18 protein-coding genes are annotated in these 19,917 nt (G+C 54.7%); 6 read left to right on the top strand and 12 right to left on the bottom strand.

The features are described from left to right. Positions 1-59 precede the first annotated feature (59 nt). From DYY88_RS19675 to DYY88_RS19665, 3 genes are all read right to left on the bottom strand, one after another. On the bottom strand, positions 60-659 hold the full coding sequence (locus tag DYY88_RS19675) for a superoxide dismutase (RefSeq protein WP_039725534.1): 600 nt from the start codon (positions 657-659) through the stop codon (positions 60-62). A gap of 289 nt (positions 660-948) precedes the next feature. After that, positions 949-3,612: a phosphatidylglycerol lysyltransferase domain-containing protein gene (locus DYY88_RS19670; protein ID WP_236146305.1), complete on the bottom strand. Its 2,664-nt coding sequence runs from the start codon at positions 3,610-3,612 to the stop codon at positions 949-951. Positions 3,613-3,687: 75 nt separating this feature from the next. After that, on the bottom strand, positions 3,688-3,927 hold the full coding sequence (locus DYY88_RS19665) for a PepSY-associated TM helix domain-containing protein (RefSeq protein WP_236146304.1): 240 nt from the start codon (positions 3,925-3,927) through the stop codon (positions 3,688-3,690). 475 nt (positions 3,928-4,402) lie between these two features. On the opposite strand from DYY88_RS19665, the gene DYY88_RS24310 reads away from it, so the two are divergent. Continuing rightward, positions 4,403-4,579 carry a hypothetical protein gene (locus DYY88_RS24310; protein WP_160299505.1) on the top strand — a complete coding sequence of 59 codons (177 nt, stop codon included), beginning with the start codon at positions 4,403-4,405 and terminating at the stop codon, positions 4,577-4,579. A gap of 98 nt (positions 4,580-4,677) precedes the next feature. On the opposite strand, the gene DYY88_RS19660 is transcribed toward DYY88_RS24310, so the two are convergent. After that, the gene (locus tag DYY88_RS19660; RefSeq protein WP_130199534.1) at positions 4,678-4,869 is read right to left on the bottom strand and encodes a hypothetical protein; all 192 of its coding nucleotides are present in this window, start codon (positions 4,867-4,869) and stop codon (positions 4,678-4,680) included. A gap of 294 nt (positions 4,870-5,163) precedes the next feature. Beyond that, positions 5,164-5,499, bottom strand: coding sequence for a hypothetical protein (locus tag DYY88_RS19655; RefSeq protein WP_044151003.1), 336 nt, complete (start codon positions 5,497-5,499; stop codon positions 5,164-5,166). Positions 5,500-6,017: 518 nt separating this feature from the next. Between DYY88_RS19655 and DYY88_RS19650 the strand changes: the two genes are divergently transcribed. After that, positions 6,018-7,529 carry a glycosyltransferase family 2 protein gene (locus DYY88_RS19650; RefSeq protein WP_044151001.1) on the top strand — a complete coding sequence of 504 codons (1,512 nt, stop codon included), beginning with the start codon at positions 6,018-6,020 and terminating at the stop codon, positions 7,527-7,529. Between the two features lie 161 nt (positions 7,530-7,690). Here the strand turns inward: DYY88_RS19650 and DYY88_RS19645 are convergent, their stop codons facing one another. Further along, entirely contained in the window at positions 7,691-8,992 is a 1,302-nt protein-coding gene (locus tag DYY88_RS19645) for an MgtC/SapB family protein (protein WP_039725532.1), read from the bottom strand. Positions 8,993-9,110: 118 nt separating this feature from the next. After that, positions 9,111-9,686: a TMEM175 family protein gene (locus tag DYY88_RS19640; RefSeq protein WP_039725531.1), complete on the bottom strand. Its 576-nt coding sequence runs from the start codon at positions 9,684-9,686 to the stop codon at positions 9,111-9,113. Positions 9,687-10,370: 684 nt separating this feature from the next. Here DYY88_RS19640 and DYY88_RS19635 point away from each other — a divergent pair. From DYY88_RS19635 to DYY88_RS19625, 3 genes are all read left to right on the top strand, one after another. Next, positions 10,371-11,666 carry an APC family permease gene (locus tag DYY88_RS19635; RefSeq protein ID WP_039725530.1) on the top strand — a complete coding sequence of 432 codons (1,296 nt, stop codon included), beginning with the start codon at positions 10,371-10,373 and terminating at the stop codon, positions 11,664-11,666. A gap of 135 nt (positions 11,667-11,801) precedes the next feature. Further along, positions 11,802-12,509 (top strand): response regulator transcription factor, encoded by a 708-nt coding sequence (locus DYY88_RS19630; protein ID WP_039729355.1) that lies wholly within the window; start codon positions 11,802-11,804, stop codon positions 12,507-12,509. Beyond that, positions 12,509-13,597 (top strand): sensor histidine kinase, encoded by a 1,089-nt coding sequence (locus DYY88_RS19625; protein ID WP_039725529.1) that lies wholly within the window; start codon positions 12,509-12,511, stop codon positions 13,595-13,597. The genes DYY88_RS19630 and DYY88_RS19625 overlap by 1 nt, the downstream gene beginning before the upstream one ends. 394 nt (positions 13,598-13,991) lie before the next feature. Here the strand turns inward: DYY88_RS19625 and DYY88_RS19620 are convergent, their stop codons facing one another. From DYY88_RS19620 to DYY88_RS19610, 3 genes are all read right to left on the bottom strand, one after another. After that, positions 13,992-14,840 (bottom strand): SH3 domain-containing protein, encoded by an 849-nt coding sequence (locus tag DYY88_RS19620; RefSeq protein WP_052288242.1) that lies wholly within the window; start codon positions 14,838-14,840, stop codon positions 13,992-13,994. Positions 14,841-14,932: 92 nt separating this feature from the next. Then, positions 14,933-16,777 (bottom strand): CapA family protein, encoded by a 1,845-nt coding sequence (locus DYY88_RS19615; protein ID WP_052288241.1) that lies wholly within the window; start codon positions 16,775-16,777, stop codon positions 14,933-14,935. Positions 16,778-17,227: 450 nt separating this feature from the next. After that, positions 17,228-17,953 carry a TIGR02466 family protein gene (locus DYY88_RS19610; protein ID WP_039725528.1) on the bottom strand — a complete coding sequence of 242 codons (726 nt, stop codon included), beginning with the start codon at positions 17,951-17,953 and terminating at the stop codon, positions 17,228-17,230. A 130-nt stretch (positions 17,954-18,083) separates the two neighbouring features. Between DYY88_RS19610 and DYY88_RS19605 the strand changes: the two genes are divergently transcribed. Continuing rightward, positions 18,084-18,545 (top strand): glutathione peroxidase, encoded by a 462-nt coding sequence (locus tag DYY88_RS19605; protein WP_039725527.1) that lies wholly within the window; start codon positions 18,084-18,086, stop codon positions 18,543-18,545. A 130-nt stretch (positions 18,546-18,675) separates the two neighbouring features. On the opposite strand, the gene DYY88_RS19600 is transcribed toward DYY88_RS19605, so the two are convergent. Together DYY88_RS19600 and DYY88_RS19595 are read right to left on the bottom strand one after the other, a co-directional pair. Beyond that, positions 18,676-19,062, bottom strand: coding sequence for a pentapeptide repeat-containing protein (locus tag DYY88_RS19600; protein WP_039725526.1), 387 nt, complete (start codon positions 19,060-19,062; stop codon positions 18,676-18,678). A gap of 13 nt (positions 19,063-19,075) precedes the next feature. Continuing rightward, positions 19,076-19,879: an IS5 family transposase gene (locus DYY88_RS19595; protein ID WP_039726060.1), complete on the bottom strand. Its 804-nt coding sequence runs from the start codon at positions 19,877-19,879 to the stop codon at positions 19,076-19,078. Positions 19,880-19,917 lie beyond the last annotated feature (38 nt).

Below are 19,917 nucleotides of genomic sequence, written 5' to 3'. Positions count from 1 at the left end.
ATGCGAGCAAGAAAACGGCTCTATCAGAACGATAGAGCCATGAGCAAATTCAATGACTTCTAAGCCGCTGCTAGATTCTTAGCAGCAAAATCCCAGTTCACTAAACTGCCTAAGAACGCGCCGATGTAGTCGGGGCGCTTATTCTGATAATCCAAATAGTAGGCATGCTCCCAGACATCCATCGTGATTAGGGGAACTTGTCCGGCAGTGAGGGGATTATCAGCATTCAGGGTTTTGGTGACTTTGAGAGTATTTCCATCCAACACCAGCCAGGCCCAACCACTGCCAAACTGAGTTGCCCCGGCATTCTTAAACGCCTCAGCAAACTTTTCATAGCTGCCAAAATCAGCCTCGATTTTCTTGGCCAGCTCGCCCTGAGGCATGCCGCCGCCACTGGGCTTCATGCTGTGCCAGTAAAACGTGTGGTTCCAGGCCTGGGCGGCATTGTTAAAAACGCCACTTTTTTCAGGATCTTTCGCTAAAGTCTTGATCGCATCCTCAATGGGTTTGCAGTCGAGGTCCGAGCCTTCGACTGCGGCATTGAACTTTGTGACATAAGCGGCGTGATGCTTGTCATGGTGAAACTCCAACGTGCTTTTGGAGATATGGGGCTCCAGTGCTGTGTAGTCGTAAGGTAGTGTGGGCAGCTCATACGCCATAACGTTTACTCTCCTCTCAGTGGGTTTGATTTGATATAAAACGGAGATATTGCTGATGGCCTCATTCAGAACCGTTGGTAATTTGCCCAGCAGCTCAATCGGTCAGTTGCTTAAACCAGCAGCTATGCACAGCGCTTTATTCGATCGGTAAAGTAACGCACTGCATGAGGACATGCCTATGCGCATCGGGGGGAGGGGCATACCGTTAGCGGGGCTATGAACTTTTAAGAATAATGAGCGATCGCCCCCAGGCGCTGATTCAGATATCGATGCCCTAGCACCCGAACCCTCATGACTTTGACTGAACTGAGTTGATCGTTTGGTGCTGCCGTAGCTCATAAAGACCTAGCAACCCTGCACCTAACCCCAAGGGTAAGAGATAGTAGACTGCCCGATATACCAGGAGCGCGCCGAGCAATTGTTCTGAGGGTATGGGTGGCGAGAGCAGGAGTAGCAGCACCGTTTCAAACACGCCTAAACCGCCTGGCACATTGCTAATCACGCCCGCGATTTGGGCCAGCAGGTAACTACCGAAAAAGATGCCATAGTTCACCCCAGGGGGAGTGGGCAACAGCACATACAGCACGGCGGCGGCCAAGGCCCAATCGCAGGCAGCGACAGTAATTTGCGCTAAGGCAAGGGGTATCGGTAAGTGGGGCATTACCCAACTCCGCAGTTTGAGGGGGCGGTGGCTAAAGCGACTGAGGATGAGGTAGGCGGCAATGCTGCTCAAAAAGATGAGGCCGAGGGGATGCACCGTATCAAAGGGCAAGTGCAAAATTCCCGGTACTGACAGCGGTTCTACGGCAAACACCAGCCCCCCGATCGCAAATAACCCAAGCCAAAAACTGAGGTTGCAAAAGGCGATGATTTGTCCAATTTGGCCTGGTGTCAGTCCCCATGCGGTGTAAAAGCGATAGCGAATGGCGCTACCGCTGAGCAAGGCGAAGCCCACGCTGTTGCTGATGGCGTAGCTGATGAATGCTGCTAAGGCTGTTTGGCGGTAGGGTAGGGGATGGCGCACAAAATAGGTCGCCAGAGTATCGTAGCCGGTGAGAAAGACGTAGTTCATGACGGTGAGGGCGATCGCCAGGGCCAACGCCCAGCTGGGGATGGTCGCAATGCTGCTGAGAATGTCTGGCAGACTGTATTGGCGCAATTCGTGGCTGATGGCCCACCCTGACAGGGCAAATAAGCCCAGGCTGAGCAGTATTGGCCCCAGCCGTGACAATTGTTTCAGGCCAGTGGTCAGCGGCATACTAAAGAACTCCGCGCCGAAGTAGTCTTGCAGGCGATCGCCCGAATCAGCCCGCACCAGCGCTACCACCACATCAGGCAGGGCGGCCAGGCGCGGGTAGACAAAATAACGCGGCTCCCAACGCGGCTGAAACTTCTCTTTGTAAGTCCGTAAACCTTGCACGTTGTAGAACTGGTTGAGGTGCTCATAGAGGTAGTGCATGCCTTTTTCTAGCGGTGGCGCTTGAGGATCTGCGCCTACGCCTGAAAGCACGACCAGCCCTAAGTTAAAGGTGTCAAAGCCCTGCCCTTTGCAATGCTGCAACAGCGAGGTGAACAGGTAGTCCATCACGCCCCGTTCTAAGCCGCGATGGTGGCGCATCAGGTCAATGGTGGCTTCGTTGAGCTGATACTCCGGAATCAAGTTGGCGAAGGCGAGGGGCGTACCCTGAGGATCTTCCACGACGGCAATTTCGCAGTCTCGTAGATAGTCTGGGTCAAACCAGCCGAGAGAAAACTTCTTTTCCGCTCCCTGCACGGAGTCGAGCCAGTCGTCGCTGATCGCCTGCAGTTCTGCCAGCAGTTCGGGACTGATCGGCGGCGGATAGTACTGCACCCGATAGCCCTGCTTGGTGAACTTGTTCATGGCGGTGCGCAAATTCCGGCCCGCTTTTCCCTCTAACGTGAAGCGGTGCAAATCCACGATCGCCTCTTCGCCAATTTTCAGCACCCGAAAGCCCAAGGAACGGTAGAGGCTCACATCGTCGGGCAGCGTTTGATAAAACGCCGGGTGCCAGTCGTTGCGACTGCAAAAGGTGCGAAAACCCAGGATGGTTTCCTGGCGATCGCTGGCTGGCCCAATCGGATCACCCAGCGCCACCGCGCCCCTGCCCTTGGGCACGTAGGCAATGACCGATTGCCCTGAGGGACTGAAGTAGTAGGACTTGTCCTCTAGCAAGGCAAATCGCGCCAGAGACGATCGCCCATGCTGCTCGACAATCGCTTGTGCCCGTTGCCGCTCTTCTTCACTGGCGGCCCCGCGAAAAATGACGGGGCGAAACAGCATCCAGACGGCATAGAGCAAGGTGACAAAGCTGACCCCGTAGATCGACGCGGCAAAGTAGCGCCCAAAACGGGTCATCGGTTGCAGTCCGCCACTGTCAGCGGTGAAAAACATCGCTAGCGTTTGGGCGATCGCTGCGGCAAAGCTAAAAGCAGCGGCATACTGACGCTCTTGGAGCCAAAACCCCAACGTGCCATAGGCCAGAATAAAGAGCACCGCCCCGATGAGGACTCGCAAGCCCTGCACGATGGAGGGGCGATCGGACTGAGCCGTGAAGACCGGCCGCAACCACAGGAGCTGGAACAGTAACACCAGTGCCAGCAAGCCTTCTTCGTAGTCCAATCCTTTGACCAGGTGACTCAGAATGGAGACCCCCAGCAACCCCACCGTCAACCACCAAGCCAGCCGCTTGCGCCGCAGCAAATTAGCCGCCAGCGCCAGCAAGAAAAAGCCGCTCAACGCTGCAAATAGATGGCCCCCGGCCCTGACTTCGAGGGGCAAAAACTGCTCTAGCCAGGCTAAGCGAGCGGGCAGACTTGGGGTTGCGGCAGACCAGATATTGACGCAACCCACCAGTGCCGTCAGCACGGCGGCGCTCCAAATCCCGACGCGAGTGGTGATCGCAACTCCCCGATGGCTGAGTGGATGTCGCAAAATGCCTCCCTCTCTCGAACTTTTGATGGTGCCTACTTCCAGTCTAAAAAGCGGCATCAGCGATCAGCCTCGATCTTACGAATTGAGCTTTTTTTGAAAGCGACGCTTCGGCTGTAGCCACATCACGATGCCGGTGGCGACGAGCAAGCACAAGCCTAGTGAGTTGAGGAACGGATAAATTACCTGCAAATCGATGATGCCAAAATTGCCTTTATGGATGTCGAGTAACCACTCGACGCTGTCCTCGCGGCCTAACATTTCGCCTAGTTGAAAGAGTGACCCAGTGATAACCGTTAGGACAATAGGGAGTAACATCACTGGCGCCAGAAAACGGTGAAGCTGTCGCAGATTTTTGGTGCTTGTCATCATGAGTGCTCAAATTATACGAACACTCTTAAAATGACGACTCTATATGGCAATAGTGTGTCAACAGAATGTCAATTTGCTGGCATTGACATAAAGATTTCAATAATCCGAAAAATGCCCCATTAACTCAAACGAATCTCAATATTCAGTTTGTCTTAAATGACCAGAAATCGGCTTAAATGACAGGCCGACCTGAATGGAGTTGCCATGCTTAAGGGGTGGCGAGTAGGCGATCGCTCATGAGATCTGGGAATGACTTTCGCCATCCCATTGACACAGCTTTAACACTGCATCAACACATCCAGTCTTTAAGGTTAGCTCAATCGCATTTCATGATCAAAGCTTGCGGTCTGAAAATACGTCCGCCAGGATTTAGTCCTTCAGGCTGACACGTGACATTCATCAGGTTCGAGGACTGTCATCAATGAATCGCTTATTAATTGGGATTGGAACATTTTTGGGCTCCACCATGGGTAGCTACTTTCCCGTTTTGTGGGGCGGTAGCTTACTCTCTTTGAGCTCTATTTTCTTTGGCATGATCGGAGGCATTTTGGGCATCATTTTTGCCTATCGCTTATCGAAGTATCTTGGTTTTATTTGAGATGCTGACGGGTCGAAAGGGAGCTGCGCGATCGCGGTTCCATTGTCTTCACGAGGGGGCCTGCGATCTGTTGTGGGCGATCGCAAGCGTTGACATGTTTACTCTTGCTTAAGGTAAGTAGACGACGTTCCTGGGTGAGAGGTTTTTTGAGCAGATTGCCAATGTGCCCAACTAACGGCTAGGCCGACCAATCGACCCGCTAGGGCCAATCCGACCAAAATGCCAAAACAGAGCAGTTGCCATTGCGGGTAGCGAGGGGGGCGATCGCGATTGCGAGGATGATGGCGCATGTTTGATAAAGCCTTAACTCGGCTGCTTCGTTCAACCCAGCTTTAATGTTGACCAGTAATGTTGACCAGTAATGAGGGGTGCTTGTGTGTAAGGTTGATCTGTGCCGTCGTGACGGAACCAACTAGAACGCGATCCCTAAAACAGTGGAACGACGTTTGAAGGTTATACAGTGCCCTTCAAACGTCTGTGTTTAGGGGCTCTTGAATGCAGATTGATGGACTAACTCTGAGCAATAGAACGAACCTTGGCAGAGTCAACCCATCAATCTTTTGAGCTGAGGATTTTGCCCGTCCCTATTGATCTGCGTGAAGCGCTCTCTGGGCTGCCATGGGGGTGACTTTGTGGTTGACAGCGAGAGCTGGTGGCGGAGACTGGGTGAAAATCGGTTGCGGCTGGTTATGCAGGGCTCGTTGGGCTGCCATGGGGGTGACTTTGTGGTTGACGGCCAGGGTTTGTGGCTGAGACGAGGTGAAAATCGGTTGCGGCTGGTTATGCAGGGCTCGTTGGGCTCCCATGGGCGTTACCTTCTGATTGACTGCAGCTTGGGCCGAAGGCATCATCAGGGCTACGGGCAGCAGCAATGCACTGGTACTTAGGGCATAGTTAACGATGGTTGTGAACTGTTTCATCGAATTCATATCCTTTGCGTTCGATGGTTTCTACGGTAGGTAGCGGTTGTGTCGTTTCTGTGCCAAAGTCATGTAATTTTCTAAACGAAAATTTTGTCTCGCACATTTATTCATCGGCCTTTTGCGGTGCTGTCTGGGCGCTTAAAGCAACCAGAGTAATGGCGTGAGTCCGGTGAGCTCTCCTACTCTCGTCATGTCGGAGTCCCGGGCTTCATGGCACCCCAGCGGTTCTAAAGGCCGCTGCTCATGGGCTCCTGATGATGGGTTCTGGAAGTCCCTGGGCGACCGAATTCATGTGAGGTGCTGTGTGGTAATCAACCAGTGCTAACTCGGTGGCGAGGAGCGAGTTACCCAAATGGGGACGGTGAAGCGCCATCAGACGCTTGACTAACCAGCGATCGCCTCCATTCAGCTGGATTAATGTCAAGTATCTTAAGAAAGAACATCAAAAAGATAAGATTAGAGATCAAATATAGCTGGGCCAAATCCTTGATGCCCTAAAAAGTGAGTCAACGCCTATGAAGCCAAGCTTGGCACTGTTTGCTGAGCCTGTTCTGGTCAGCGCCAGACGGTTGTGTTGGTTGAGTTTTTGGTTGCTGTTGGCCCCGATGGGCGTTTACGTCTTTTCTTTGAACCGAGGGCAAACCCTGGTGTTGCTACAGCTATCGTTGCTGGTAGTTGCCGTGATCGGGTTAGGGGTCGTCAATGGAGAGACTGCTGGGGTGTTGTACCGCCATCGCCGATCGGGCACTGGCCAATCGCGAGGATTCATTCAACAACTGCTGAGTCAGGTCACGCGGTCTAAGCCTGGATCTGCTCGTCGAATCAAAGATCATCAACCGGACGCGATCGCCTCCTTGCCCTTTGTATCGGTCGTCATCGCGGCTTACTTGCCGAATGAGCAAGACATCATCGAAGAAACCCTGCATCACTGGTTGACTCAGGTCGTTAGTCCAGAAGCCGGGTGGGAAGTGATTTTGGCTTACAACACCCCGCATCCGCTCCCGGTTGAGGCCCGTCTGCGGCAGTTAGCCCATCAGTATCCTGACTTGGTTTTATTACCCGTTGCCCATAGCCGCTCAAAGGCCGAGAATTTGAACGCTGCTTTGCAACAAGTGCGGGGAGAAATGACCTGCATTTTTGATGCTGACCACCACCCTGCGGCTAACTGCTTAACTCTGGCCTGGAAATGGCTAGGCCAGGGCCAGTACGACGGGGTGCAGGGACGGAATATTATTCGTAACGCCAGAGACAACTGGCTGACGCAACTGGTTGCCGTCGAGTTTGAATGCGCCTACGGGGTCAGCCACTACGGACGCTCATTACTGGCAGACACGGCTCTGTTTGGCGGCTCTAACGGCTATTGGCGGACGGCAGCGTTACGAGAATTGGGTTTTTCGCCCAAGAAATTAACCGAAGACATTGATGTCACGGTGCGCGGTTTGCTAAAAGGCTATCGTCTTGTTCACGATCCGGCGATTATTACGACTGAGTTAGCCCCCACTCATTTGCGGGGGTTGTGGCTGCAACGGCAGCGCTGGAGCCAAGGCTGGCTGGAAGTCGCCTGGATCTATACGGGACGGGTAGCGCGATCGCCCTACCTGGATCCGGTACAGAAAACCTACTGGCTGATGATGCTGTTGTTTAGCCAGGGATTTTATCCGCTAGTGTGGCAAGTGGTTCCCCTGATGCTGAGTATTCATCTCAGTATGTCTGACCGTGACCTCACCTTTGAAAACCTGAACCTGATCATGATGGGGCTGCTGACGGTCAGCGTCATGTTTCAGGTCGCTCTCGCCATGCAACTGCGTCCCGCATCGTGTTCCTACTCTCGCCGCCACGGGGTGCTGTACTGCATTCTGTCACCCGTTTACTTTTGGCTCAAAGTCTTAATCGGTATGGTGTCGCTGTATAACCATTTTTGTGGCAGCCGCGTTTGGCATGTTACTGCCCGTACCCCAACCTTGCCGACGAAGGGCGGGTTAGGCTTAAAGCCAGCGAAGAAAGCCTACTCGATTAAAAGTCGCTGATCACAGAAAAGGCCAACGGGTATCTGTGTACGTTCAAGAATGGCCATATCCACATGGGTAAATAACGCTTTCTCTGCAAGTCGTGCGGCGACCAATTTGTTGAGCATCCGATTTTATCTAGACCGTTGATGCCAGCACTTTTAGTCGTGTCGTGTAAGGGTTTAAAGCAACCAAAGTAATGGCGTGAGGCCGGCGATCGCCAACAACGTTAACAGTCCCAAGGCTTGCGTGCCGGGTAGCTGTCGGTCGAATTTGAGATGCCCTGGCGACTGGCTAAAGAGCAGCGCGTAAAGGTCCTTGACGAGGTTGTTGCTAGCGGCGGCGATCGCGATCGCGCCACTCGCCACTGCGAGTTCCGTGCCTTGTCCGGCTGATTGAGTCATGCCCAAGATAAAGGGATCGACATCGGTCACCCCCATGATGGTTGCCAGGGTGAAAACGCCGCGATTGCCCAAATACAGCACTACGTAATGGGTCAAAATCACCATCGAGACAAACAATCCGGCAAATAGGAAGGCGGCTTTCAGTTCTAATGGGTTTTGGGCGGGATACAGGTGCGGTTGGGGGGGCACCTCTTCAGTCACCTTGCCACTGCTGGCCCAGACGCCGCCGATCGCCATGCCTAAAATTCCCAGCAGGGCAAACGGCAGCAGGAGCGTTTGCCGCAATCCGGGATTGAACAAACTGACCAGTAGCGCCAGCCGCAAGTACATGACTCCCGAACCGATCATCATACTGCCCGCATACACCCGAGGACGGGGGTCAGCCAGCGATCGCTTCGCCAGAGCGACCGTCGTCACGGTGGAAGAATACGCTCCCCCCAGCAGGGCTGACAGCATGACGCCACCGCGCCCCTGCCGATAACGCTGTAACAAAAAGCTGCCGTAGGAAATTGCACTCACGGCCACCACTACCAGCCAAGTTTTGAACGGATTGATCTGAAATGGGCCGAAGGCTTGATTGGGCAAAATCGGCAAAATCACCAAACTCAAAAAGAGAAACTGGGTGAAGGTGAGAATGTCATGTGGGGAAAATTTTTGGGTGAGTCCTTCGAGGGTGGTTTTTAGCTCTAGCAAGATGACGCTGGTGATGGCGATCGCAGTTGCCACCCAATAGCGATCGCGATAAATCAATGCCCCCACCAGATATGTCATTAACCCGGCGGCTTCTGAGGTAAAGCCACTGCCCTGAGCGGTTTGCAGTTTGTGCCAGTAAGCCAGCAGTAAAAAGCCCCCGACGACGACAAACCCCAGCGCTAGGGGAATCATTGCGCCGGTGGATATTGAGGCCAGGGCATAGCCGACGAGGCCCAACAGAGGATAGGTGCGAACGCCGCCAAAGGCATAGTGACCCACTGCGACTTTTTGTTCTTCTCGCTCTAGCCCAATCAAAAATGACAGGAAGATGACTAAAAATAGTTTGAAGGCATCGGTAGGAATCAAGCTAACGAGAGAATCAGGCATCGCTAAGCCGCCTCAGGAGCATTCCTTATACAGACAGAGATAACACTTGCCTGGGAGGGATGCGTAAATCGCTACAAATCATCAATAAAGGCAGCATCAGCGCCAGCGGTATCGGCACTCATAACAAGACCAGCGCGATCGCGCCCCAACTCATTTTGGCGAGGTCGGAATTGACGGTGGCGATCGCGATCGACCCTGCAAAGACCGCTGGCGGAATCATGGCTTTCCGGGTTAACCGTCGAATGCGCTGACGCGATAAGCGCCGATGGATCAGACGAAAATTGTGGGCGGCATATTGCCAGAGCAGGGTTTTCATTAAGCCGGTCACGACCATGCACGACGCATAGAACGTCACCACCCCGCGATGATTGCCATAAGTGTCTAGCAAAGATGTCGCAAACGGTAGGGACGCGATGCACATTAATAAGCCAATGTTGATGGCGACCAGCGTATAGTCATAGCGGCGAATGAAGCGAAAGTAGTGGTGGTGGCTAATCCAATACAGCCCAATCACGATAAAGCTGATGACATAGCTCTGATACTCCGGCAGTAGCTCGACAAAGACCGAAGCCGTGCGGTTGGGTTGGGGGCCTAGAGGTGGCTGCAAATCGAGGGCGAGTAGCGTAATGGAAATGGCAAACACTGCGTCGCTAAAGAAGACGATGCGATCGAGTCCGAGCTTGTCTCGTTTCATAAGCGTCGCTGAAAAGCCTCGTCAAAAAAGTCTTCCAGACTCTAGCGCTAGCCTATGACGGTGGCGTGTCAAAGCTGTAAACACTTTTTCACGCTGGCCGATGTCAATAGGAAAAGTTGAGGCGTTTGAAGGTGACGGTTCCCAGACGGGCGACCAGCAGGAGCACCAATATTTCAATCTGGGCGGTCAGCAGCGGATTGTGTAAGCAATCCATCGCATCATTGCACTGTTTGAGCAGTGGGGCGGCTGAGGAAACTGAATTGATCGGCGATGATCGGTCAAGGGCGTCAGCGTCAGCCGAGTGAGACGTTTTAAGCAACCAGCAATTTCGACGCAACAGGTTCTGAATTCCTACGAGCAAGATTCGGAGAGCGGCTGGTAGCTCTGGTGACGGTTTTCGGTGCACAAAAATTGGGAAAGTTTCCCGCCTTGCGGACAGATGAGGACGTCGTCACATTTCGCAAAAATTAAAGGAAGCGCATGTCAAGCCTGTGACAAGGTTGTGTCAGGCGTGTTACATCAACCCCGCTACGTCTTGCCCAAAGCACTGCTCCATATAGCTTTCAGCAGCAGTATTGAAAAATATAGGGCATCCTGACGCCATTCCGGGATGGCCGCAGCTTTGATATACCGGAGTTGGGGGTTACTCCCGATGGAGTCAAACAGCGGGGCCGGTCGTTCACGATGGCGCAAGACAAGATGGGATTTTGGTCGGTGGTTGCCGTCGGCATTGGCGGCATGGTGGGGGGTGGCATCTTTGCGGTGTTGGGGTTGTCGGTGCAGTTGGCGCAGGGGGGAGCCCCCGTCGCGTTTGCGATCGCGGGCCTGATCGCCCTCATCACCACCTACGCCTACGCCCAGCTTTCCACCACCTTTGTCAGTCGCGGCGGCACCGTCACCTTTTTGAACAAAGCCTTTGGCACGGGTGTTTTTACTGGCAGTCTGAATCTGCTGCTGTGGCTCAGCTACATTGTCATGCTGTCGCTCTATGCATCGGCCTTCGGCAGCTACGGGGCCGTCTTCTTTCCGGAGTCAATGCAGTTTTGGGCCAAGCATTTGTTGATTAGCGGGGCGATCGTGGGGATCACGGGCCTCAATTTGCTGAGTGCGGAAATTATTGGTCGCGCCGAAAGCTGGATTGTGGCCTTCAAGCTACTGATTTTGGGGCTCTTTATCGCCCTCGGCATTCGCGGCGTTGATCCGGCCCAGCTCCAGCCTGACACCTGGGCTTCACCGTTGGCCATGGTTTCCGGCGGCATGATTATTTTTCTGGCCTTTGAAGGATTCGAACTCATGGCCAATACTGCCGAGGACGTGCATCAGCCCGATCGCACCCTGCCTCGGGCCTTCTATGCGGCGGTGTTGTTTGTGCTGGTGCTCTACGTGCTGATTGCGGGCACCACCGTCGGTACCTTGACCACCGACAAAATTGTGGAAGCGAAGGAATATGCCCTGGCGGCAGCCGCCGAACCCTTCATGGGACAGTTGGGCTTTAAGCTGGTGGCGATCGCGGCCCTCCTTTCCACTGCCTCCGCCCTCAACGCCACCCTGTACGGCACTGCCCGCCTGAGCTTCATCATTGCCCAGTCAGGCGAGCTGCCCGATGTTTTAGAAAAAAAGATCTGGAATAAACCGATCGAGGGGCTGCTCATTACCAGCGGCCTGACGCTCCTGGTCGCCAACCTTTTCAACGTTTCCAGCATTTCGACCATGGGCAGTTCGGGCTTCTTGCTCATCTTTGCCGCCGTCAACTACGCCAACTTTCGTTTGTATCGACAAACCCACAGCAACCGTTGGATCTCGCTGCTGGGCACCATTGCCTGCATCGCCGCTGTCACGGTGCTGCTCCAGCAAACCGCCCGCACCCAACCCCAAAACTTGTGGGTCGTGGTCGTGATGGTGGGCCTGGCCGTGGCGATCGAAGTGGGCTATCGGCGACTCACGAAACGTCACATTCATTTGCGATCGCCCCAGGACTAAACCCACAATGTCACCCTTCATCAATGCCCCGCACTGGAAAACATGGCCCTATCGTAGGGGCGCATGGCCGTGCGCCCTGACCCATTCCGCGTCTGGCCAACGCCGCACAAGACAATTTTTCTTTCGGTGATCACGATGCAGCAAACCATTCTAATTGTGGAAGACGAAGCCGAAATCGCCCGCTTTGTCCGGCAACTTCTGGAAAAAGAAGGCTTCACTTGCGTACACAGCAGCGATGGGTTGGATGCTGTCAGGCAATTTCAAGCCCACCATCCCAGTCTGATTATTCTTGACTGGATGCTGCCAGGCATTGACGGTTTAGAAGTCTGCACCCGCATTCGCAAAGTAGCGGGGGCACACGATCCCTACATCCTGATGCTGACGGCGAAAGGCGAAGAATTTGACCGTGTGATCGGCCTTTCCACCGGAGCCGATGATTATTTAGTGAAACCCTTTAGCCCCATGGAACTGGTGGCGCGGGTGCGAGCGCTGTTGCGACGCAGTTTGCGGCAAGAGGCGCAGAGTCAGGTCTATCGCACCCCCCATTTCACTGTGGATCTGGATCGCCACGTCGCCACCCGCACCCTGGCGGATCACACCGAAGACCTCGACCTGACTACCATTGAGTTTGACTTGCTTGCCACCTTCCTCAGCCATCCGGGTCGGGCCTGGAGCCGTACCCACCTGGTGGAAAAACTGTGGGGCAATGATTTTTTTGGCGAAGAACGAGTCGTCGATACCCACGTTGCCCGCCTGCGCAAGAAAATCGAGCCGGATTCCAGCAATCCCCAGTTCATCAAAACGGTGGTGGGCACGGGCTACAAATTCGAGGACGAAGGCTAATGCGAATCGGGCTGCAAGGACGACTCTTTCTCTCCCACCTGGTCGTGATGTTGGTGGGGCTCATCAGTTTTATTCTGATTAGTCGAGCCACCTCTCTCCATTTGTTTGCCAGGCATCTGGAGGAAATGGCCAGCATCGGCCACACCATGCACGAAATTCGAGAAGATTTGCTCATGGGCTTCAAAGTGGCCTGGAGCGGGAGCACCGCCTGGGCGTTAGTCATTGGCGGACTGACGGCAGCCGCCCTGAGCTACTGGGTGGCCCAACGCATCACCCAGCCCCTCACCGAGATGGATCGCATCACTCGCCAATTTGCCTCGGGGAACTGGTCTGAGCAGGTGCCCCGCAGCAATATTCCCGAATTGGCTCAACTGAGCCGGAGCTTCAACCGTTTGGCGCTGAGTTTGCAAGATGTGGAAGAGCGGCGGCGCGAACTGATTGGTGACCTCACCCACGAACTGAGGACACCCCTCACCATCGTGCGCGGCTATTTAGAGCAATCGATGACGGATTCCACCGCGTTATCGCCCGATATCACTCTCTTGCTCGTGCGCGAAACGCGGCGACTGGAGCGCCTGGTCAACGATTTACAAGAACTGTCCAAGGCGGAAGCTGGGCAGATGCCGTTACACGTTCAGGCGCTCGCCCTGCCCCCTCTTTTTGACAAATTGCTGCTGCGCTTTGAAAGCCAGATTGCTGAAGATGGTCCCGCCTTGGGCTGGCAATGTGATGAGGAAATTGCGCGGGTGTTAGCCGATCGCGATCGCCTCGAACAGATCCTCGTCAACTTGTTGGGCAATGCCATCAAACACACACCTCAGGGCCACATCACCCTCTCCGCTTGGGAGGCTGGGAACCAAATCTGGATTGCGGTAAAAGATACCGGACCCGGCATTGCCCCCAATGAACTGCCCCATGTCTTTGAACGCTTTTGGCGATCGCCCCTCACCCAGCATCAATATGCCGTCGGCACGGGCATCGGCCTCGCCATCTCGAAGCGTCTCGTCGAACTCCAGGGCGGTCAAATCGCAGTCGAGAGCGCGATCGGCCAGGGCAGTACCTTCCGCTTCTCCCTCCCCAAAGCCTGACCTCTACTCCCTACTCCCCACTCCCTACTCCCTACTCCCTACTCCCCACCAAAAATCCAAAATCAAATTGACACAACCCAGTCACAGCTTAGCCATACCGACTCTTTAAATTGAAATCAAAGAGCGTTTCCGAGGGGCGATCGCGATGTTGTCAATTCCTGCTGGAGCCTTGCTGATTTTCCTGGTGCTGCTGTCGAGTGTGGGCATTCTGGCCTGGCTCTTTCCGACGCAAGACTCTCAATAGTTGATTGCTGCCAAGATTCAAACTTAGCAATCCGTAAACGAGTCAGGCCGGTTACAGAGGGCTAAATCGATCGGTCAACCGACCCAGAAACCGGGGGTTTCGTCATACCGAACCGATGGCCTCGGGGCTGTGGTTCCCGTTTGGGAGCGCTTAATACCGCTCGGTATAGACAATGCTTTCGCGCAGCACTTCTTCTTGTTGCCCCGAGTCATCAAACCGCACGACCACAAAGTTGCCCGAATCCAGCCGATATTCAAAGTTGCCGTTGGTAATGATATAGCCACCCCCCAGGGCTTCGACGTCTTGGGTGGTGATCACTTGTTCGGTGCCCGTTTCTTGTGAGAGATAGGTGCGCTGATTCCGCACTTTGCAAATGTAGATGCTGTTGCTGGGAGTCTGATAATACGCCTCGATCGCTTGCTGACTGCCACAGGTCTCGTCGAGGGATGTCTTCAATGTGTCGCTGGGTGCCGGGCGATCGGCGGTCGGGGCGGACGTCTCTTGAGACTCAGCCATCGGCGTTGTGGGCGGCAATACCAGCAAGTCTTCGCGCACCCAGCCCACCAAATCATCCTGCTGAAAGGTGACCTGATACCAGGTATAGCCATCGGCATCGGTTTCGGTATGGCCGAGAGTGACGGATTCGCCGACAGTGCCGTAGCCAATGGCGTCGCTGGTTTGGGAGGGCTGCGATCGCACATTAATCTGAGCCGCCGGATCAGTCGCTGTCAGGCTCACGACGATGGGGTCTGGACGAGTATTCTTGGTCGCATTGGGCCGCCGCACCGTGCCGGCCCGTTGGGTAGAGTGGGGAATCCCGGTCTCATTCGGTGATGACGACGCAGTCGAGGCATTGGCCGTTCCTTGATTAATTGCCGCCGAAGCATCGCCTGGGTTGGCTGCTTCTGGCGTAGTCGGTGCAGATTTTTGCCGACAGTTACTCACGACCGCTAGCAACAACACCAATAAAACACTGCCGGTAATTAAGCGCGATCGCATGTTGCGTTACTCCCGTTGGTATCCTCACCCCGCAGACTCATCAACGACATCGCCGTGTGCGTACTCTTGGTTGATCGGTATCCAGCCCTGGGTTAGGGCTGATCAGTTTTCAAAATGTATCCCATCTCGTCAATTGTGAGAGGCGTCTCGGGAAAATCTTGACGGGTCAGTTGTCGCACCAAGGTCACGCTGGCAAAGGCATTGTCGATGTAAGGCACGCCATTGTTATCCAACGCGACCGGAATCACCCGTCCCTTGAGAAAGTTGCCCGTTTCGTCCAGGTCCACCTGCAAAATCATGGACAACCCCAGCGGGCCGGTGGTCGACAGGGTGCGATAGCCCAAAAAGTTGCCCAGCGAGTAAGCAATCAGTTTGCCTTGATACAGCTCAAGGGCACGAGGTACATGGGGACCATGGCCCAAAATTAGGTCGGCTCCGGCATCAATCATGGCGCGAGAAAATTGCACCATGTTGCCGCGATTTTCTGAGAAAAAATACTCAGTTTGGTTGCGCACCCGCATCGCATCGGTGCCCTCTGCCCCGGCATGGACCGAAATCACCACCATATCTGCCTCGGACTGCGCCTGTTGCACGAGCGCCGTCGCTGTCGCCAGATCATTCATATTGTTGTGGTCGGGCCAGTAGCTATAGCCGATAAACGCGACGGTGTAGCCGTTGGCGTCTACTTTCACAATGTCGCCTTTGCGCCCCACCGCCTGCATGCCCGACTGTTGAATGTTGGCGATCGTGTCTTCAAACCCCGCATCGCCAAAATCAAAAGAATGGTTGTTCGCCACGCTCAATACATCGAAGCCAGCGGACTTCAGCACGTCCGTCCAGTTGGGGGGAGTGCGAAAGGCAAAGGTCATGCCCTGTCTAATGTCTTTCGCTGCGTAGGGGTGGGCGGTCAAAGTACTTTCAAAGTTGCCAAAGACAATGTCGACCTCGCCCATAAACATCTTGACGCTGTTGAACAGATAGTTGGGGTCGTTGGGCAAGCGATAGTTGGGAAAGTCGGTGCCAGGAATCACGTCGCCCACGGCTTTGATCTGCACCGCAGCGGGAACGGTCACAGGGGCGGTCAGGGCTTGAGCAGCGGTACCCAACTCACTGGGGGGCGCGATCGGGGTAATTAAAGAATTGGGAGCAATGGGCAGGGCTGCGTTGGGCGGGGCGATCTCCTCCTCGGTGCTATCGGTCTCTGGGGGTGGAGTTGCCGATTCGGTGGGGGCGATCGCGGGTTCTAATGCTGGTGAGCGGTCTGAGATCGACGCCGACGGGTCGCGTTGTGCAAACACCCAGCTCAGCCCCGCAGCGGTGAGCGAGCCTAAGACAAAGCTCACTCCAGTCATCACGAGAATGCCTAAAAGCGCTTGCCGCTGCTGTTTGCGGCGACGATGGTGGATGGCTTGCTGTTGCCAGGTGGGAGCGGGGGGCGGGTCAGCCGGGGCCGCCTCGGGCCTCGTGGCCTGGGGTGGGGATGTTGCCAGCGGTGGCGGTGACTGGGGGGCCGGTGCGTCTGGCGCAGGGGTAGACGAGGCCGCTGTCGGCTCAGGGGCGACGGTGGCGGTCGCCGAAGAGAAGGTGGGCAATTCCAGCGATCGCGTGGTTGACGGACGCATCGGCTCCAGGAGCGCGTGATGAATCAGTCGGGCCGTTGGGCCATCCGGCTCGACTTCGTCCACCGGCTCTTCGGCAAATAGATAAACATCCCAATATTGGTTGGCTGAGAGCGATCGCAACGCCGTTTCTAACTGGGGTAGCAGACTCCCAATGACGCCGACATGGGTGGGATGCAGATAAATATGTAGCAGTGGCGGTTGTCCCTGCACTTGTAAAGGTGGCGTGAGCGCGAGGGCCGCGTTGAGATAGTCAGCAATGGCAGGACAGTCGGGCAACTCAGTGGTCTCAGGCCCCAAAGTGTAGGTCTCAAGCATTTCACTATCACAAGCTCACGGCATCTCGCCAACCCACAGCCGTTAGAGCGATCGCGCCACTGCTGGAATCATCTGGGGGTCGGCTAAATCAATCCCTGAGACGATAGCAAAAACTTGCCAAGTTGAACCAAATTAATGGCAATAAACGTGACTAAGAAAATCGAAACCACCACATTAAAGGCATTGCGCAAAAAGTTGACCATTGCTCTCATTGAATAAATTGATCCAGACAATCGGTGAACCATCGCCCCCACAGCGATTTCCCCGCAGGTTAACCGTGAGCGACAGCCATCTCGTTGACGCCCCCCATTGTGGAGGACAGGCATCTGGCAGGGCCGCAACTTCATACATTCCACAGCTTTCGTTAACATCCCATAACGACGTGCGGCCATATCCTCACCGAGTTCAGGTGAATCGCGGCGATCGCCCGCCCCACCTCCCGCATCAACCTTACGGTGTCTCCGTCCCGCCGATGGATGTGAACCGTCGCCAGAGCGCAGGCGGCGGCGTCAAAAATTCGTACACCCCGGCGGCACTGCCCGCCGCCGCCGTCAGCACAATGTCAAAGGAAACTGAGACCCGCACGTCGTCCGTGTGATTGAACGTGACGCCGTGGCGCTGCCGCGAGGGAAAAATCATCAGTCGCCCTTCCACCGGGGGATACAGCGCCTGATCTTGGTTGAAGGGCGTCCACTCGGCCACCACGTCGGTGTTTTCGCTACCCAGGCCCGGACTCAGTTCGTTTTGCCGCGCATCGTCGATAAACGCCAAACAGCCGGACTCGTCGCTGCCGGATAGGGGCACCGACACGTAATACACCGCGCTGATGTGTGCCGTATTGTGACAGTGCACGCCAACTTCTTGCTGATGACGCGACACCACAGGCCAAGCCCGCTGGATATACAGATCCACTTTGCTGAGATCAATGCCTAAGATTTGGAGATACTTCACCACATGAGCTTCGACCTGTCGCACGAGCCAGCTAAAGCGATCGTCTAGATGCACTTGATGAATGCCGTGCAAGTCCCCCGTCCAGGCCATTTCAGGAAAGTTGCGCCGCTCTTGTACGGACGCTTCCAACTCCAAAATGGCGGCGAGCAGGGCCGGATTCTGAGTGGTCGCATCCGGTAAGTCTTCGTAGTAAATCGCGAGGGGAAACCAACTATCAACCGGCATAACTCATCCTGAAACGGTCGCTTTTGGATTGTACGGGACGGCTTCATCCGTGGCGCGATCGCCAATGGGGGGATGGCAGTGGGGCAGTAATGCCTAATAATGTAACCAGTTGTAAAGTTGGACAATCATCATGTCACTCCCTAATCTCACGACGCTGGATGGAGCCCCTCTGCCTGCCGACGCCCTAGATGGCAAAGTGGTGCTGTTTGTGAACGTTGCCAGTAAGTGTGGCCTGACCCCTCAATACAACGGTCTGGTTGAGCTGGACAAGGCATATGGCGATCGCGGTCTCGTGGTGGTGGGCGTGCCCTGCAACCAGTTTGGTAAGCAAGAGCCCGGCAGCCCTGACGAAATCAAAGATTTCACCAAGACTAAGTACGATGTCGATTTCACCCTGCTAGAAAAGCAAGATGTGAACGGCCCGGATCGCAGCCCGCTGTATCAGTTCCTCGTGGGCGACGGTGAAGACATCGCCTGGAACTTTGGCAAGTTTGTTGTCGGTCGCGACGGCGAAGTCGTGGCTCGGTTTGAACCCCAAACTGCCCCCGATGATGCTGACCTCAAAGCCACCATTGAGAAAGCATTGGGCTAATCGTCACCACTGCTTTAATTGATGTAGTTTCACTACAAGGGAAACTATAAGCAAGGGGCTACTCATCTTGATTGAGTAGCCCCTGTCTTTAAAGCATTCTGAATCGAGAACTATGCCGCCTTTCCTGAGGTTATTTGAGTCCAAGTTGTTGCTTCAGCGCTGCGGGAATGTTTTCCGCTTTGGCAACCTCTTCAGCGTTCGGCCATTGGGTTAATTCGTCCCATTTAATATTAGTGAGGTTGGCATAACTGAGATTGGCATAGCTGAAGTTAGCATTTCGGAGAATTGCACTATGGAGGTCGGCACCGTTAAGGTTGGCACCACGGAAGTTCGCATCACTAAGATTGGCCTTAGTGAACTTGGTGCCGACGAGGTCGGAACTGCTGAGGTCACAATTAGTGAGGTCAGCATGGAATAGTCTTGCATTGCTGAGAATGGTGCCGACGAGGTCGGCATTACTCAGATCGGCGCTATGCAGGTTGGCATTGGAGAGGTCAGAGGATGTTTGAGAATTCATCCGAGGTATCAAATTAGGCTAAGCGTCGCACCATAATCCGAATCATAGCGAGGTAGATGAATGCCTCACTGGTTTCGGGTAAGACCTCATAATCTTTGCTCAAGCGGCGATAGCGGTTAAACCACCCAAAGGTGCGCTCCACCTTCCACCGTTTTTTTAGCAAGACAAATCCCTGGGCCGCTTCTGGCCTGAGGACGACCCAAATCACCCAGCGCAAGGTGTCAATCGCCCATTGGTAAAACGGGGCTCCATCGTAGCCGCCATCCACCCAGACGGTATGCACCCGACGCACTGTCGCCCCCATCTGTTTCACTTTCTGCAATACCCGCTTACCCCCTTCACGCTCGGGAACATCGGCAGCGGTCACCAAGACCCGCAAAACCAGACCCAAGGTGTCGATGGTCAGGTGCCGCTTGCGACCTTTGACCCTTTTCGCGCCGTCATAGCCCACCTCATCCGCAATCATCGTGGCAGTTTTGACACTTTGGCTATCAACAATTAACTCTGAAGGACTGTTTGAACGACCTTCCACCAGGCGGCTGAGAACATAGAGTTCGTCGTGGATGGCCAGCAGGGTGCCATCCTTTTTCCACCGCCGAAAATAGGTGTAAACCGTTTGCCAGGGGGGAAAGTCGCCGGGTAAGCCCCGCCAGGTACACCCTTCGCAGAGCACATAGAAGATCGCATTCAAAATCGCCCACAGACTGGTGGTGCGTGGTCGACCTCGGGGGGCCCCGTCTGAGGTGTCCAGGAAAAAGCGGGTGGACAAAAAGGCAAACTGTTCGGCGGTGAGGTCACTCGGATAGACTTTACTCATGCTCACTCAAGGGCTGATGGTTCGTATCTTCAGCTTAT

It is taken from the genome of Leptolyngbya iicbica LK (genome assembly GCF_004212215.1).
GTDB classification, from domain to species: domain Bacteria; phylum Cyanobacteriota; class Cyanobacteriia; order Phormidesmidales; family Phormidesmidaceae; genus Halomicronema; species Halomicronema iicbica.
Note: the sequence above shows the minus strand (reverse complement) of the source record. Positions and strands in the feature narration are given on the sequence as shown.

Coding starts and splice junctions, on each gene's coding strand:
- DYY88_RS19675 (WP_039725534.1), bottom strand. CDS start 659: ATGGCGTATGAGCTGCCCACACTACCTTACGACTACACAGCACTGGAG.
- DYY88_RS19665 (WP_236146304.1), bottom strand. CDS start 3,927: ATGTTACTCCCTATTGTCCTAACGGTTATCACTGGGTCACTCTTTCAA.
- DYY88_RS24310 (WP_160299505.1), top strand. CDS start 4,403: ATGAATCGCTTATTAATTGGGATTGGAACATTTTTGGGCTCCACCATG.
- DYY88_RS19660 (WP_130199534.1), bottom strand. CDS start 4,869: ATGCGCCATCATCCTCGCAATCGCGATCGCCCCCCTCGCTACCCGCAA.
- DYY88_RS19655 (WP_044151003.1), bottom strand. CDS start 5,499: ATGAAACAGTTCACAACCATCGTTAACTATGCCCTAAGTACCAGTGCA.
- DYY88_RS19650 (WP_044151001.1), top strand. CDS start 6,018: ATGAAGCCAAGCTTGGCACTGTTTGCTGAGCCTGTTCTGGTCAGCGCC.
- DYY88_RS19645 (WP_039725532.1), bottom strand. CDS start 8,992: ATGCCTGATTCTCTCGTTAGCTTGATTCCTACCGATGCCTTCAAACTA.
- DYY88_RS19640 (WP_039725531.1), bottom strand. CDS start 9,686: ATGAAACGAGACAAGCTCGGACTCGATCGCATCGTCTTCTTTAGCGAC.
- DYY88_RS19635 (WP_039725530.1), top strand. CDS start 10,371: ATGGCGCAAGACAAGATGGGATTTTGGTCGGTGGTTGCCGTCGGCATT.
- DYY88_RS19630 (WP_039729355.1), top strand. CDS start 11,802: ATGCAGCAAACCATTCTAATTGTGGAAGACGAAGCCGAAATCGCCCGC.
- DYY88_RS19625 (WP_039725529.1), top strand. CDS start 12,509: ATGCGAATCGGGCTGCAAGGACGACTCTTTCTCTCCCACCTGGTCGTG.
- DYY88_RS19620 (WP_052288242.1), bottom strand. CDS start 14,840: ATGCGATCGCGCTTAATTACCGGCAGTGTTTTATTGGTGTTGTTGCTA.
- DYY88_RS19615 (WP_052288241.1), bottom strand. CDS start 16,777: ATGCTTGAGACCTACACTTTGGGGCCTGAGACCACTGAGTTGCCCGAC.
- DYY88_RS19610 (WP_039725528.1), bottom strand. CDS start 17,953: ATGCCGGTTGATAGTTGGTTTCCCCTCGCGATTTACTACGAAGACTTA.
- DYY88_RS19605 (WP_039725527.1), top strand. CDS start 18,084: ATGTCACTCCCTAATCTCACGACGCTGGATGGAGCCCCTCTGCCTGCC.
- DYY88_RS19600 (WP_039725526.1), bottom strand. CDS start 19,062: ATGAATTCTCAAACATCCTCTGACCTCTCCAATGCCAACCTGCATAGC.
- DYY88_RS19595 (WP_039726060.1), bottom strand. CDS start 19,879: ATGAGTAAAGTCTATCCGAGTGACCTCACCGCCGAACAGTTTGCCTTT.